Origin of the sequence: Stenotrophomonas sp. AN71 (assembly GCF_050435725.1) — a bacterium.
Lineage (GTDB): Bacteria > Pseudomonadota > Gammaproteobacteria > Xanthomonadales > Xanthomonadaceae > Stenotrophomonas.
Genome location: NZ_JBNDKU010000010.1, coordinates 91,547 through 105,763 on the forward strand (window position 1 = coordinate 91,547; position 14,217 = coordinate 105,763).

At 67.4% G+C, this 14,217-nt stretch carries 12 protein-coding genes; 2 read left to right on the forward strand and 10 right to left on the reverse strand.

What is annotated here, in order from left to right; translation table 11 throughout:
* Window positions 1–12 precede the first annotated feature (12 nt).
* From ABH900_RS15720 to ABH900_RS15760, 9 genes are all read right to left on the reverse strand, one after another.
* A complete protein-coding gene (locus ABH900_RS15720) occupies window positions 13–1,662 on the reverse strand; it encodes a M28 family metallopeptidase (RefSeq protein WP_429624072.1) in 1,650 nt (549 codons plus the stop codon).
* 170 nt (window positions 1,663–1,832) lie between these two features.
* On the reverse strand, window positions 1,833–3,491 hold the full coding sequence (locus ABH900_RS15725; protein ID WP_429624073.1) for a CsgG/HfaB family protein: 1,659 nt from the start codon (window positions 3,489–3,491) through the stop codon (window positions 1,833–1,835).
* Between the two features lie 16 nt (window positions 3,492–3,507).
* Window positions 3,508–4,197 (reverse strand): hypothetical protein, encoded by a 690-nt coding sequence (locus ABH900_RS15730; RefSeq protein WP_429624074.1) that lies wholly within the window; start codon window positions 4,195–4,197, stop codon window positions 3,508–3,510.
* A gap of 88 nt (window positions 4,198–4,285) precedes the next feature.
* Window positions 4,286–5,386 (reverse strand): hypothetical protein, encoded by a 1,101-nt coding sequence (locus ABH900_RS15735; protein ID WP_429624075.1) that lies wholly within the window; start codon window positions 5,384–5,386, stop codon window positions 4,286–4,288.
* Window positions 5,377–6,573, reverse strand: a complete 1,197-nt coding sequence (locus ABH900_RS15740; RefSeq protein ID WP_429624076.1) for a hypothetical protein — start codon at window positions 6,571–6,573, stop codon at window positions 5,377–5,379. The genes ABH900_RS15735 and ABH900_RS15740 overlap by 10 nt, the downstream gene beginning before the upstream one ends.
* 106 nt (window positions 6,574–6,679) lie before the next feature.
* Window positions 6,680–7,942: an RNA polymerase sigma factor gene (locus ABH900_RS15745; RefSeq protein WP_429624077.1), complete on the reverse strand. Its 1,263-nt coding sequence runs from the start codon at window positions 7,940–7,942 to the stop codon at window positions 6,680–6,682.
* Window positions 7,943–7,991: 49 nt separating this feature from the next.
* On the reverse strand, window positions 7,992–8,402 hold the full coding sequence (locus tag ABH900_RS15750) for a VOC family protein (protein ID WP_429624078.1): 411 nt from the start codon (window positions 8,400–8,402) through the stop codon (window positions 7,992–7,994).
* 34 nt (window positions 8,403–8,436) lie between these two features.
* A complete protein-coding gene (locus ABH900_RS15755; RefSeq protein WP_169412373.1) occupies window positions 8,437–8,859 on the reverse strand; it encodes a VOC family protein in 423 nt (140 codons plus the stop codon).
* A 65-nt stretch (window positions 8,860–8,924) separates the two neighbouring features.
* A complete protein-coding gene (locus ABH900_RS15760) occupies window positions 8,925–9,338 on the reverse strand; it encodes a YciI family protein (RefSeq protein WP_429624079.1) in 414 nt (137 codons plus the stop codon).
* 715 nt (window positions 9,339–10,053) lie between these two features.
* Here ABH900_RS15760 and ABH900_RS15765 point away from each other — a divergent pair.
* The gene (locus ABH900_RS15765; protein WP_429624080.1) at window positions 10,054–10,461 is read left to right on the forward strand and encodes a YciI family protein; all 408 of its coding nucleotides are present in this window, start codon (window positions 10,054–10,056) and stop codon (window positions 10,459–10,461) included.
* Here ABH900_RS15765 and ABH900_RS15770 read toward each other — a convergent pair.
* A complete protein-coding gene (locus ABH900_RS15770) occupies window positions 10,439–12,520 on the reverse strand; it encodes an NHL repeat-containing protein (protein ID WP_429624081.1) in 2,082 nt (693 codons plus the stop codon). The genes ABH900_RS15765 and ABH900_RS15770 overlap by 23 nt on opposite strands.
* A gap of 166 nt (window positions 12,521–12,686) precedes the next feature.
* Here ABH900_RS15770 and ABH900_RS15775 point away from each other — a divergent pair, with 166 nt between their 5' ends.
* Window positions 12,687–14,207, forward strand: coding sequence for a hypothetical protein (locus tag ABH900_RS15775; protein WP_429624082.1), 1,521 nt, complete (start codon window positions 12,687–12,689; stop codon window positions 14,205–14,207).
* Window positions 14,208–14,217: the final 10 nt, after the last annotated feature.

Genomic DNA, 14,217 nt, shown 5'->3' on the forward strand with positions numbered 1-14,217 from the left:
CCCCGCTTTCCCTTACTTGCGCTGGTCGGCGCTGGCGTCACGCACGGTGCGGAACGACTCGTCCTTGCTCCAGTTCGGCCAGCTGCGCGAATTGGCCAACTGGTTGCCCAGCGTGTACAGCACTTCCAGGTCGCGGGCGGCACCGGCAAACACCCAGTCCGGCTGCCATTCGTCGCCCTGCTGGTGGTAACGCTTGGCGGTGTAGTCCTCCGAGGCCTTCTTGCCTGCCGCCACGCCACCGTCCACCCAGTCCTGGCCGGCCGACCAGGACAGCGCCGGCACACCACGCTTGGCAAACGGGAAGTGATCGGAGCGGAAGAACAGGCCGGCTTCCGGCTTCGGGTCCGGGGTGTAGCGGATGTCCCAGCCCTTGGCCACGTCCTTCAGCTGGTCCAGCAGCTCGAAGCGTGCCGCGCCGTAGATGCCGAAATCACGCGACGGGCCGAACGGCGCCATGCCGTCCATGTTGATCACGGCCACGGTCTTTTCCAGCGGATACAGCGGGTGGGTGGCGTAATACTCCGAACCCAGCAGACCCTTCTCCTCGGCGGTGACGGCCAGGAACAGCACCGAACGCTCGGGACGCTTGGCCTTGGCGAAACCGCGGGCCAGTTCGACCAACGAGGCCGTACCACTGGCGTTGTCCAGCGCACCATTGAAGATGCGGTCGCCGCGCGCATCCGGCTCGCCCACACCGATGTGGTCCCAGTGCGCGCTGTAGATGATCGTTTCGTCCGGATGGCGGGTGCCCTCCAGGCGCGCGGCCACGTTGTGCGAGGTGATCACTTCGGTCTTCACCGCATACTTCGCGTCCAGGCTGGCGCCGGTCAACGGCACCGGGGTGAAATCGCGCTGCTGCGCTTTCTTCTTCAGCGCTTCGAAGTCCTGCCCGGCCGAGCGGAACAGCTCCACCGCCAGGTCGCGCTGGATCCAGCCTTCCAGCAGCGGATGGCTGTCGGCGGGGTTGTCGCGCACCACGTCGAACATGGTGTTGGTGTTGGAGCCGGCCACGGTGGCCCAGCCGTACGAGGCCGGTGCGGTCTCGTGCACGATCAGCACGCCCAGCGCGCCCTGGCGGGCGCCTTCCTCGTACTTGTAGGTCCAACGGCCGTAGTAGGTCATGCCCTTGCCGTCGAAATCGCCCTGGCCGGTCTCGAAGTCCGGGTCGTTGATCAGCACGACGGCGATCTTGCCCTTCAGGTCCACGCCCTTGAAGTCATCCCAGTTGCGCTCCGGTGCCTTCACGCCATAACCGAGGAATACCAGCGGCGCCTTGCTGATGTCGACGTTGCTGGCGCCGTTCATGGCCGCGCGCACGGCGATCTGCTTGCCCTGCTCCAGCGCGATGGTCTTGCCAGCCTGGTGCAACGCCAGCTGCGGCGCGCCGACGATGTCGCCCTTGCGTAGCGGCACGGCCTGGGTCCACAGACGCTTGCCATCCTTGAGGTCGCCGCCCGGCTGCAGGCCGGCATCGGCGAACTGCTTGCTGAGATAAGCGATGGTCTTCTCTTCGCCAGCGGTGGCCGGCGAGCGGCCTTCGTAGGCGTCGGAGGCCAGTTCCTTGACGTCAGCGGAGATCCGCGCGCCATCGAATTTCGGGGTGGCCGCCATCAGTGCGCTGGACACCGACAGGGCCAACACGCCCAGTACTACTCGCTTCATTGCTCTCTCCAGCAGGGAAATCCTTCTGGAGTGTAAGCGGTTCGACCAGGGTACGCGCCACCGTCTGCGCGCTGTCGCTCCGCCGAAACAAAAAGGGGACGGAGGGGATTAAGGCGCTTCTGGCACAGGCCAGATACGGCTTAATCCCCTCCGTCCCCTTTTTCAGCGTGTTACCAGTTCGGGTCTTCGGCCGGGGCGGCGGCGGGCTTGGGCTTCGGCTTGGCAGCCGGGCGTGCGGCAGCAGCAGGGGCAGCCGAAGCGGTCGCGCCGGCAGCCGGCTTGCTGCCCAGCTTCTGGCGCAGTTCGATCTGGCCCGGGCGGAAGCCGCCGCGCATCGCGTCGACGCCATCTTCAAGGGTGCCGTAGGAGGTCTGTGCGGCCACCCGGTCAATGCGGATGGTGCAGCACGGATGCTCGCTGCGGCCCAGCGAGCGGCCGGTCTGCGGGTCCTTCAGTTCCTCGCCCAGGCGCACGGCCTGCCAGCGCTGGCCGGCCTGCAGCGTTTCGCCGCCCTGGCTCAACACCACCTGGTCACCGTCCACCGAGACCACCGATACCGGGAACAGCGTGGTGACGATCGTGGTGCCGATCTGGCCGGACAGCGATTCCATCATCGCCGCCGCCATGTTGCGGCCGTTGACCACCCGCGGCAGGGTGCTCGGGCCCGTGGAAGCCAGCTGGTGGTCGAAGCTGTCGGACATCACCACCTGGCCGGTGGTGGCGTTGATCAGGCGCAGGGTGATACGGCCGCCACCGGAGTACGAGGTCACCTGGCGATCGGACATGCGCAGGTTGCGCACGCTGCGCGGGTACTCGAAACGTTCGATGGTCGGGATCAGGATCAGGTCGGTCGCCAGCTGCTGGCCCACGCGCGCGGTGTCCTGCAGGCGTACGTTGCCACTGTTGATGTGGTCGATCTCGGCCTGCAGTTCGTCGCCGAACTCGCGGTCCAGCACGATGAAGCGCTGGGTCTGGGTCAGCGTGTCGGACAGGCGCGCACGGATCGCGTCGGCCACTTCGTCGGCACTCACGCGGCCATCGCCCACGGCATAGCTGCCGGCCTTGGTACGCGGCAACGCGACCACGATCTTCGGCTTGCCCTGCTCGTCCGGTGCGCGGTACTGGGCGATCTGGGCACGCACGCGCACCTTCCAGTAGCTGCGCATGCTGCGGTGGGTGACATCGGAGTCGAAGGAACTGGCGCCACGCTTGGCGTCGACGTTGATCTTCTCCTCGTAGCTTTCCTTGTAACTGGCCGAGGCCGAGCCACTGCCATCGGAAGCCTTGAGCGAGGCCTGCCCGGAGGCATTGGCCGACGCTGACCCCTTGAAGCTCCAGCCCTCGTCACTGGCGCGCACGCGGGCGATGGTTTCCTCGTCCAGCTGCCGCACTTCCTCCTGCGACAGGATTTCATAGCCCAGCACCGCGCCCTGCGAGCCGGCGATCATCTGCTGGGTGAACGCGTCGGCGCGGATATCGCCGACGTGTTCGTCATCCACATCCACATGCAGGCCTGCACGCAGGCTCTGCATCTGGCTGGCCACGCGTACGCCGTTGACCTGCGCCACCGCCGACTGCAGCGCCGCCAGCACCGCCAGTTCCGGGGTGCTGCCGATGCCATCGGCCTCGCGCGCGACCTGGGTGGTGCCGCCGAAATCCGGCGTGCCACGCAGGGGCGCTGCTTCCACTGGCGCATTGCTGGCCAGTGCACTGGTTGCCTTGTCCTTGGCGGGTGTGGGCGCATCGGCGGCCGGGGTGTCCTGCTTGCCACAGGCTGCAAGCAGCACCGTGGCCAGGCCCAGACCGATCAAACGGGAGGTCGTACGCATGGGGATTGCCCTCGGATCAGTTCATCTTGTCCAGCTGGCCCAGCATCGAGTCAGCGTTGGACGGCACCTTCACCTTGCTCTTCTTGGCAAAGGTCACGGCCGACTTGGTCGAGCCGTACAGGCCCTGGATGAAGCCCGGCGATTCCTTGGCCACCCAGGCACCGGCGGCCAGCTTGCGGCCGACGGTGGCCAGCTGGGTTGCGCCCAGGTTCTTCATGCCCGCGGTGAAGTTGCTGGCTTCACCACCCAGCTTCTGCGCTTCGGCGGCCGAGGCCAGCAGCGAGACCACGCCTTCGGCATAGTGCTGCTTGGATTCGGCATTGAGTTCCGGCTGCGCGGCCTGGCGCTCGTTGATCGCGGCCTGGGCGGCTTCGCTGACCGAGACCGACTTCTTCATCGCATCAACGCTGACCGAACCCGACGACAGCGCCTGGCGCTCGGCTTCCAGCAGCTGCACCTGCTCGGCCAGGCCGAAGGCGCGGGCGAACGAGGTCTGGGCCTGCAGCGAGTGCGACTGCGAGGTGACGAAACGGCGCACCAGTGCTTCCTGCGCGGCTTCGTTCGGCGCGGCAGCGCTGGAGGCGCTGCTGCTGGAAGAACCGGAGGTGGAGCCGGCCAGATCCTTCAGCTTGCCCAGGCCGGCGTGGGCCGGCATCGACAGGGTGGCGGCCGCGATGGCCAGGACAAGAGCGGTATTGCGGATCATGAGAAGTCCTTTGGGAGAGACGGCCGCGGTGCGGCGCGTGGAAACACGGTGGTAGCGCCGGGCCATGCCCGGCGGAAACGGCCAGGGATCAGCGGACCGCCTTGACGTTCAGCTCGTTGATCATCTGCTGGGCGGCCTTCTCGGCAGCCAGCTGCAGCGCATTGGTACGGGCCACGGTTTCATTCGGGCCGGTGCCGGAGAACTGCACCGGGCCGACCGACGACACGGTGCGCGGGAAGCGACCGGTCACGTCCAGCACCTTGCCGGTGACGGTGACGAACACGCGGGTGTTGCCACTGGCCGGATCGCGATCGCGCATGCCGACGTCGAGCGTGCCTACGGCAATGTAAGGGATGTTGGCGGCGCGGATGCCATTGGCGGTGTCACGCAGGGTCGCCGGGGCCAGGTCGTTGCCGGTGCTGAAGTCCTTGCGGATACGCTCGATGCTGAGCAGGCCGCGCGACTCGCCTTCCACGTATTCGGCTTCAACCACTTCGTAGCCTGCGGCGCTGAAGGCACCGGTCATCGCTGTGTTGACCTCGGCGGCGTTGGCCACCTTCCAGCTGATGTTGTCGGCGCGCGCGGTGGTGCTGCCACCGCTGGTAACCGACACCGAACCGTTCTGGTTGATGCTGCCGTTGGTGCTGACCGAATTGCCACGGAAGCTGTCGCCTTCGCGGGTGTTCTCGCTGTAGCTGCTGCTGGCGTCGACGCGTCGGTACTCCTTGTCCTGGAACGACTGCACAGTGTCCTGCGAGCGCGCCATGAACAGGAAGGTCAGCAGCGAGCGCTGGGCTGCAGTGGCACCGGCCACGGCCGAACCGGCATCCAGCTTGGTCTGCAGCAGGGTGGTGTTGATCTCGGCACGGACGGTGACGCTGTAGGTCTTGGCCTTCTTGTCCTCGGTGTCCGACAGCTGCACCGCGCTGAGCACATAGCGGTCGATTTCACCGATGAACTCGGCGCGGCGTGCTTCGAACAGGCGCAGCTTGGCCGCGCCGGTTTCGGCGATGTACGCCTCCAGGGCATTGACCTTGGCCTTGTTCAGGGCCTGGGCACGGGTATCGGCACTCAGGCGCAGGCCGTAGCTGGCCGAGCCGGTACCACGCGAACTCGCGGTCTGCGCAGCGACCGGCGAGGCCACCACCAGCGCGATGAGGATGAGCAGGATGGTACGCATCAACGACATGACTTGATCAACTCCTGGAGGGCTTGGGTCTGCTGCTGCAACGGGCGGCCGCCCGGCTTCTGTTCGTCCAGCCAGGCGCGCGAATCGGCGCGCTTGGCGGCAGCGCCGGCGAAGGCATCGAAGCCCGCCAGCAGGGTTTCGTAGCTGGCCGACCACTGGTCGACCCGCCACTGCGTGGCCGGCACCACCTTGGTGGCACCCTTGCGCAGCGGCTGTTCGAAATAGACCTTGCCGGAGAACGGCTCGGTCACCTTGGCGGTGAAGAAGGCGCCGAACAGCATCGTCTTCATCGCCGGGGTTTCTTCAATCACGCCGTTCTTCAGTGCATCGACCTGCAGGTGGATGACGTAGTCGGGTTCGGGAATCTTCAGCTGGTAGACCTTGCCATCGGCAAAGCGGGCCGCCATCGCGCCACCGATCGCCTGCCCGGAGGCCGGCGGCAGCAGGCCGACGCCGGTGTTGGACGACACCGTCTTGGACAGCTCATGGGCCAGGGTGGCGCGCAGCGGCGCTTCCCATGTCGGGTCGGGCAGCTTGGCGCGCACCGCGTCGGACAAGGTCACCCCCCCCACCTGCAAGCGACGCACGGCGGCGTCGGGCAGCCGGGCCTGCGCCAGGCTGCCCGCGAGTACCTGCGACAGGCTGGTATCGGCGCCGCCGTACAGCAGATCGGCAACGATCGCGTCGATATCGTCGTTGTCCGGACGGTAGTCCTGCACGTCGATGCGCTGCAGGGTGAGCGGATAGGAGGCAATCACCTGGCGCTCGCGGAAGTCGAAGAACAGCGCCTGCAGCGCCACTTCCACCAGCACCTTGTACTGATCGCCGATCGGCTCGACCGAGACCAGTTCGCGGTCCAGCGCAGCGGCCAGCACGGTGGCGCTGGTGGTGCCGTCCAGCATCGCCACCGGCTGGTCGATCAGCTGCAGGTGGGCCGGCGCACGGCGCTTGAGCGACTGCGCCAGGGTCTGATTGAGCGGAACCAGGCCGCGCTTTTCCAGCACGGCATGCGCATGCGGCGTGGTCGCCTGCACAGCAGCAGCATCCGCGGTGTAGGCGAAACCGGCCCAGTAAGCCTGCTGTGATTTGTCTGCGGCGTGGGCCATCATCGGCCATACGGCCAGGCTCAGGGCACAGGCAAGCAGGCGCGCAAAAGCGCGCGATGCGCTCTTCGTCCTTGAATACATCCAACCGCTCCTCGGTCAATACGCACGAAACGCGGACGCTCATGCGTCCGCTGGGCGCGAAACATAGCCGCTCACGGGCCCGCCGACAAGTGCTGCGTTCGCAGGGCTATTCCGTGGAGGGCAAACCGGCCCGCTTCCGTAGCAGGCCACGCTCCGCCTGGTTTTGACTGAGTCTGGCGGCTTCGGCAAAGGCGTCACGTGCGTCCTGCTCACGCCCCATCGCCTGCAACAGCTCCCCACGCACCACCTGCAACGGTGCGTAGTCGCGCAACCGCGCGTCGTCCAGCAGGGGTTGCAGCTGCGCCCATGCCGCGAAGGCACCTTCGCTGCGCAGGATCGCCACCACCCGGTTCAACGCCACCACCGGCGAAGGGAGCACCTGCAGCAGCTGAGCATAGAGCGTGGCGATACGCGGCCAGTCGGTGGCGTCGGCGCGGCGTGCGCCGGCGTGGCAGGCCGCGATGCGTGCCTGAAGCACGTAGGGGTCCTGGCCGCCACCGGCTGCCAGCGCGCGGGCCAGCACCTGCTGCCCGCGATCGATCTGCAGCCAGTCCCACTGCGCCCGGTTCTGCTGGTCGAGCAGTACCGGCGCGCCGCGCGCATCAACCCGTGCCGCCGCCCGCGATGCCTGTAATTCCATCAAGGCCAGCAGGCCCAGCACCGGCGGTACCGGCAAGCGGTGGGCGAGGATGCGTGCCAGCCGCAGCGCTTCCTCGCACAGTGCCGGGCGCATCCAGTCATCGCCTGCGCTGGCCGCATACCCTTCGTTGAACACCAGATAGATCGCCTCCAGCACCGAGGCCAAGCGCTCGGGCATCGCCTCCGCGCGCGGCACCTCATAGGGCACCTGCTTCTGCGCCAGGGTGCGCTTGGCGCGCACGATACGCTGGGCGATGGTCGGCTCCGGCTGCAGGAACGCGCGCGCGATCTCCACCGTGGTCAGGCCGCCGAGCAGGCGCAGCGTGAGGGCCACCCGCGCATCGGCCGGCAGCACCGGATGGCACGCCACGAACATCAGCCGCAGCAGGTCATCACCCAGGTCATCCTCCAGCGCCTGGCTGTCATCCGGCGCCGGCAACGCAGCCGGATGCAGTTCCTCGCCCCATTGCGCGTGCTGCTGCGCCACGCGCTGGTGCTGGCGCAGCACATCGATGGCACGGTTGCGCGCGGTGGTCATCAGCCAGGCTCCGGGATTGTCCGGGATGCCCTGCGCCGGCCAGCGCTCCAGCGCGGCCAGCCAGGTGTCCTGGGCAAGCTCCTCGGCGCGGCCGACGTCACCGCCGAGCAGCCGCGCCAGGCGCGCGATCAACACCGGCGACTCCATCCGCCAGAGGGTTTCCAGACGCTGCGTCAGTGCGGGATCGTGCATGTGCGGATCACAGCATGCACGCCCCCCCGGCACAAGCGCGATGCGGCGCTCAGCCCGGCTCACCATCCATGTGCGCGATTTCCCACAGATGGCCATCCAGGTCCTGGAAGCCGCGCTGGTACATGAAACCGTAGTCGCGTGCCGGCTGCGGCTCGCTGGCGCCCGCGGCCAGCGCCTTGTCCACCATCACGTCCACCGCCTTGCGGCTGTCCGCCGACAGGCATGTGATCACCTCGGTGTGGCTGTGTGCATCGGCAATCGGCTTGGTGGTGAACTGCTTGAAGAACGGCTGGGTCAGCAGCATCACGAAGATGCTCTCGCTGATGACCATGCAGGCGGCATCGTCGTTGGTGAAGGTCGGGTTGAAGCTGTAGCCCAACGCGGCGAAGAAGGCCTTGGATGCGTTCAGGTCCTGCACGGGCAGGTTGACGAAGATCATCTGCGGTTGCGGTGCACTCATCGGTGAAGCTCCTTGTGGATGAAAAAAGAGGGGATCAGGGCTGCTTCATGCAGTTGACCATCCACGGCTTGCCGTAGCGGTCGATCAACATGCCCCAGCGATGTGCCCAGAAGGTTTCAGCGATCGGCATCTGTACCTGGCCGCCTTCGGCCAGCGCAGCGAACACGCGCTCGGCCTCTTCGATGCTGTCAACGTCAACGTTGATGGTGGTCGAGCCACCCTCGCCGCCGCCAGGGCCGTCGGCCGCCATCACGATGGCGTTGCCGATTTCCAGCTGGCTGTGTGCAACGTGGTCCAGCGTTTGCGCCGGCATCTCGTTGCAACCGGGCATGCCATCAGACGGCGGCATGTCGCGGTACTTCATTTCCGAGGTGACCTGGCCACCGAGTGCCTTGGCATAGAACGCCATCGCCTCGTGGGCCTGGCCGCTGAAGCCGAGGAAGGGAATCAGTCGCATGGCAATACTCCGTTGTGTACATCAGGGCGGTAGCGCCGGGCCGCGCCCGGCGGGAGAGAACGCGATCAGCCTTCCAGCTGTGCACGCAGACGCTGTTCCTGCTGCTGTAATTCGGGAGTGAAGGCTTCGCCGAAGTCTTCAGCGGAAATCAGCGGGCGCAGCTCCAGCGCGCCGCCGCTGCCGAATGGCGCGCGGCTGGCCCACTCGACGGCTTCCTCCAGCGAACGCACGTCCCACAACCAGAAGCCGGCGATCTGCTCGCTTGCGGGGCCGAACGGACCGGCCTCGACCGCGGGTGCGCCGCTGCCGAAGTGAATGCGGCGGCCACGCTGGGTGGCGTGCAGGCCTTCACCGGCCAGCATGATGCCGGCGGCCACCAGTTGTTCGTTGAATGCGCCCATTTCGGCCAGTTCCTGCTGGCTGGGCATGCGGCCGGCTTCGGAGTCGGCGTTGGCCTTCACGATCACCATCACTTTCATTGCAGTCTCCCGTGGGGACGCGTGGTGCGTGCCCTTCACTGGGTACAACGAACCAGGGGGCTGGGAATCGACACGTCTGTTGGAAATTTTTTCCTTCCGCGGAGAGCGCGCCTTCGGCGGGAGGCGGCGAACGGCGGAGCCCCTCCGTGGTGGGGTGGGTTGGTCGCTGAAAGCTGGTTTCCTGTGGGTGGGCCGGTCGGGTGGGATTGGCGGGGACGCCGTGAACCCATCCATGGGGGCTTAGCCGCGCCATCCATGGCGCGGATACCCCGCCAACCCCACCCGACCGGCCCCAGACAGATTCCGGTGGCCGAACCACCACGGGAAGATCAAGAGAAAAGGCAGAAGCAGAAGCAAAAGCAACAGCAACGGCGGTTGGCTGGCGGCCTCGGCTTTGCGAGCGAAGCGACCCGCGTTTGCCTTTGTTCTTGATGTTCCGTGGTGGATGACCCAGGAACCTGTCCAAGGCCGGGTGGGTAGGCGGGGCGGGGGTGTCCGCGGCATGGATGCCGCGGCCAAGCCCCCAGGGATGGGTTTACGGCGTCCCCCGCCCCGTCTACCCACCTGGCCAACCTCATGAACTCTGCTTCGGCTTCCACCACGGAGGGGCTCCGCCGTTCGCCGCCTCCTGCCGGAGGTGCGCCTCCCGCGCTGCAACATGCCCACGCGCAGACCTGCGCCATCATGGGCACCCCGCCCCCGCCAGGACCGTGCCATGCAGCAGTACCTGCTTCTGATCTATATCGAGCCTGCCCTGCTGCAGGCCCTGCCCAGCGAAGAATTCAACACGCTGATGCGCGACTGTCTGGCGCACGCCGACAAGCTGCAGGCCGAAGGCACCCTGCTGGCGGCGCAGAAACTGCAGCCGGTCGAGACCGCGCAGACCCTGCGCGTGCGTGATGGCCACAGCCGCGTGCTCGATGGTCCATTCGCTGAAACCCGCGAACTGCTGGCCGGCTTCAACCTGATCGTTGCCCGCGACCGCGACGAAGCCATGCGCATCGCGCGCGACTTCCCGTGGGCACGCTTCGGCAGCATCGAAGTACGGCCGCTGGAAGACATGGACGCCGAGCGCGAACGCTGCGGCGCCCCGGCCGCTGCTATGGCAGCAGCCGGACTCTGATCTCGCGCGGGCCCACACCTTCGTTGCCGCTGTAGTCGCGCACGCTGGCACGCACGATGTACTCGCCCGGCGGTAGCGCCGCCGGCTGCCAGCGGCCGGTCTCCATCAGGCCATCGCGCACGGTGTTGGTGGCCAGGTAGCGGAAGCGGGTCACCGCACTGCCGTGCACGGTGATGCCACTGTCCGGGGCGTAGGCCACCCGCACCGCCTCCTTCTGCGGTGGCATGCGGTTGAACACGATGTTCCAGCGCGGCTGCTCGTAGCCCTGCAACGGTTGCCCGCCGGCCCCGAGGATCTGGAAGCCCACCTGGTACATGCCCAGGCGGCGTCGCGGCAGGTTGTTGTCAACCTGGTCCCAGGCCTCGACCACGATCTGCACGCCGCGTCCCTGGCGCGCCACCATCACCACGCCATCGCTGCCGGCGGTCATCGGCTGGTCGTTGTCGTCCAGCAGGGCGACATCGGTGATACGCGGCGCGAAGTGGTCGGCGTAGTTGTGGAAGCCCAGCGCCACGGCATTGGTCTCGAAGCCACCGCTGCCCACCGCCAGGTGCACATGCGCCTGGTTGTTGATGCTGCCCAGCCGGTCGCCGACATGGATGCGGGTGCCGCGCCGCACGCGCATCCGCTCCAGCTTGCCCTGCTCGTCATACAGCGCCTGCCAGCGTGCGTCGAACGGTTCATCGCGCGGGGTGCGGCCCACCCGCATATGGATGTACTTGAGGCGATCCACCGCCAGGCCCTCGGCCTGCTCGCCCAGGCTCCACGCCGCCATCGGGCTGCTGATCTTGCCCTCGGCGATCGCCAGCACGGTCTGGCCGACATCACCACGCACGTCGAAGCCGCCGTGCAGGTGGTGGCGGCTCTCGCCCTTGAAGTTGCCCCGCACTTCGCCCAGCGTGCCGACCACTTCGTGCCAACCGTCCTGCGGAGCCAGCGGCCAACGTCCACCCGTCTTCGGCAACGCGGCATCGGCGGCGGGGCCGACCAGCGCCGGCGCCGGAAGTTCGCCCACCGGCAGCGGACGCAGGCGGTGCAGGCGATAGCTGGCCGCATCAGCCACCAGCACGCTGCCATCGGCATCCATCGCCAGGCCACTGGGGCGGGCCAGCCGCGGCAGGCGGCCGTTGCCGATCAGCGCGATCTGATGGCCCTGCGGCGTCACCTGCACGATGCGGCCATCGAGGTCACCCACGTACAGCACGCCGTCATGCGTGGTCGCCAGTGACAGCGGCCCATTGATCACGCCGCCGGCACCGAGCAGAGTGCTGACCGTGCCATCGACGCCGACCCGGCGCACCGCGTTGTTGAACAGATCGGCCACCAGCAGCGCACCCTGCGCATCGAAGGCCAGCGCAACCGGGGTATCGAAGCGCGCGTCGGCACCCACGCCATCGGCGAAGCCCGGGCGCGCACCACCGGCCACGGTGCGCACGGTGCCATCGGTGCCGATCACCCGGATGCGGTCGTTGTAGGTGTCGGCCACGTAGACCTGGCCCTGCGCGTCCACCGCAATGCCCATCGGTGCATCGAAGCGTGCCCGCGCGGGGGGGCCATCGGCAAAGCCCTGTTCGCCGCCAGCCAGCGTGCTCACCTGGCCGTCAGTGCCGATGCGACGGATCGCGTGATTGCCGGTGTCAGCCACGTAAAGGTTGCCCTGGGCATCGGCAGCAATGCCCGAGGGCGTATTGAAGCTCGCTTGCAGCGCCGGGCCATCAACGCGCCCCTCGCCCTGCCCGGCCACGGTTTCAACGCGGCCATCGGGCAAGCGACGGCGGATCCGGTTGTTGTCACCGGCATCGGTGAAATAGACGCTGCCATCGGCGGTGCGCAGCAGCGCATACGGATCGGCGAAGCGGGCCTGCGAGGATGCACCATCGCGGTCTCCGGGATGGCCATCACCGGCCAGCGGCTCGATCTGCGCGGTCCATGCCAGCGGCGTGGGGACCGGGCCCACAGGTTCAGACGGCGTGTGCAGCGGTGTGTCCCACCAGGTTGCGGCCAATGCCACCGCTGTTGCCAACGCGACCCCTGCCGCCATCCATTGCCACCGTGCCATCGCGCTGCACCGCCCTGCCTGCTGCCTGAAGAGGCACCGACAATAGACGCTGCGCGCGTGATCCGCCACGGCCAATCGTGCGTTCAACTGCCAGAGTTCCATTCCTCGCGCTTGTTCTGGCCAGCCGCAGCGGGTTCAATGTTGTTCCCACGGATGGAGATCCTCCATGCCCCGCCTCGTCCCCCTCGCCGTTCTGCTGCTGGCGGCACTGGCCGGTGCTCCCGCCCGCGCATCGATCACGGTAGCGCCGCAGAAGCCGTCCATCACCGCTGATGCCGTGCACGCGGCCTACGCCACGCGCTGGGATGAAGCCATCCAGCAGGCGCGCAGCGGCAATACACTCGGCGCGCTGATCAGCATGGAGCAGCTGATGGAAGATCCGCTGCTGGACGACTTCGATGCCGAGCATCGCGGCCGCGCCTCGCAGGTCGCCGGCTGGACCGCGCTGATGCAGAAAAAGCCGGCGCTGGCCCGTCGCTACCTGCAGCGGGCCCAGGACGCCCTGCCGGAAGATGCACAGGTCCTGCTCACCCAGGTATCGGTGGAGTTGTCGGACAACCAGCCAACGGCCGCAACGAAATTCCTGGTGAACGCACTCAAGCATGCCGATGCGCCGTTGCCGGTCGATCAGCATGCCATCAACTACCTGCAGTACCGCCTGCGCGATCAGCCACAACAACGCCTGCAGCTGCTGAAGGCACTGTTCGACAATGGCTGGAAGAGTGGTGGCCTGGAACCGACCGGCCTGTGGCTGACGCTGGCCACGCTGCAGGCCGACAATGGGCGCGGCGACGACGTTCCCACCACCCTGGCCCGCATTGACAGCCCGGCCGAGATCATCCGCCTGCGCAGTGACACGCGCTTCGACCGCTACGTGGATCGCAGTGACGCCCGCTTCGATCCTGTGCAGGCCGCGCAGCGCCACCTCGATCAGCTGCGTGTTTCCGGCCTGCTCGACCGGGCGCTAGACGCACGTATGGCCGAATTCAGCACCACCCTGCTGATGCTCGATCGCAACGCGGAGGTGCTGGCACTGACCGATGGCATGGCCCGCGCGGCGGCCGAGGGTGAATCGCCGGGAGCGGCCGAAGCGGAATGGGTGGCGTGGCTGCTCAACAGCCGCCTCACCGCGCTGCGCCGGTTGGGCCGCAACGACGAGGCGCTGGCCATGGCCAAGCAGGCTGAACGGATTGGTGCGCTCGGCCCGGATGGCATCGAGCACCAGATGAATGTCGGCTTCGTGCTCAGCTCACTGGGCCGCATGCAGGACGCCGCCCGCGCGGTGAATGACCTACCGGGACTGGCCGGCTATGGCAAGGCGGCTCAAGCGCTGCTGCAGTTCGCCGCCGCCCGCGAGCGTGGCGACGCCAAGGCCGTGGACGCTGCGCGCGTGGTGATCCTCGCCCAGCGTGATGACGCCCGCCTGTTCCATCGCGAGATGCTGCTGGAGGAAGGCGACCTGGACGGTGCCGCTGCGGTGCTGATTGAACAGCTGCGATCGCCGGTCGAGCGCGGCGAGACCCTGGCGAGCCTGCAGGACCTGCGCACCTATCCCTCGCTGCCGGGCGATGTGCGCGTCGATGCAGGCTGGCGTGCGCTCAAGCAGCGCGCGGACGTGCAGGCCGAGGTCGCACGATTTGGCCGCATCGAGCGCTACGACCTGGTCAGCACCTCGACCTCGCGCTGAGCATCGCCAC

Coding starts and splice junctions, on each gene's coding strand:
- ABH900_RS15720 (WP_429624072.1), bottom strand. CDS start 1,662: ATGAAGCGAGTAGTACTGGGCGTGTTGGCCCTGTCGGTGTCCAGCGCA.
- ABH900_RS15725 (WP_429624073.1), bottom strand. CDS start 3,491: ATGCGTACGACCTCCCGTTTGATCGGTCTGGGCCTGGCCACGGTGCTG.
- ABH900_RS15730 (WP_429624074.1), bottom strand. CDS start 4,197: ATGATCCGCAATACCGCTCTTGTCCTGGCCATCGCGGCCGCCACCCTG.
- ABH900_RS15735 (WP_429624075.1), bottom strand. CDS start 5,386: ATGTCGTTGATGCGTACCATCCTGCTCATCCTCATCGCGCTGGTGGTG.
- ABH900_RS15740 (WP_429624076.1), bottom strand. CDS start 6,573: ATGTATTCAAGGACGAAGAGCGCATCGCGCGCTTTTGCGCGCCTGCTT.
- ABH900_RS15745 (WP_429624077.1), bottom strand. CDS start 7,942: ATGCACGATCCCGCACTGACGCAGCGTCTGGAAACCCTCTGGCGGATG.
- ABH900_RS15750 (WP_429624078.1), bottom strand. CDS start 8,402: ATGAGTGCACCGCAACCGCAGATGATCTTCGTCAACCTGCCCGTGCAG.
- ABH900_RS15755 (WP_169412373.1), bottom strand. CDS start 8,859: ATGCGACTGATTCCCTTCCTCGGCTTCAGCGGCCAGGCCCACGAGGCG.
- ABH900_RS15760 (WP_429624079.1), bottom strand. CDS start 9,338: ATGAAAGTGATGGTGATCGTGAAGGCCAACGCCGACTCCGAAGCCGGC.
- ABH900_RS15765 (WP_429624080.1), top strand. CDS start 10,054: ATGCAGCAGTACCTGCTTCTGATCTATATCGAGCCTGCCCTGCTGCAG.
- ABH900_RS15770 (WP_429624081.1), bottom strand. CDS start 12,520: ATGGCACGGTGGCAATGGATGGCGGCAGGGGTCGCGTTGGCAACAGCG.
- ABH900_RS15775 (WP_429624082.1), top strand. CDS start 12,687: ATGCCCCGCCTCGTCCCCCTCGCCGTTCTGCTGCTGGCGGCACTGGCC.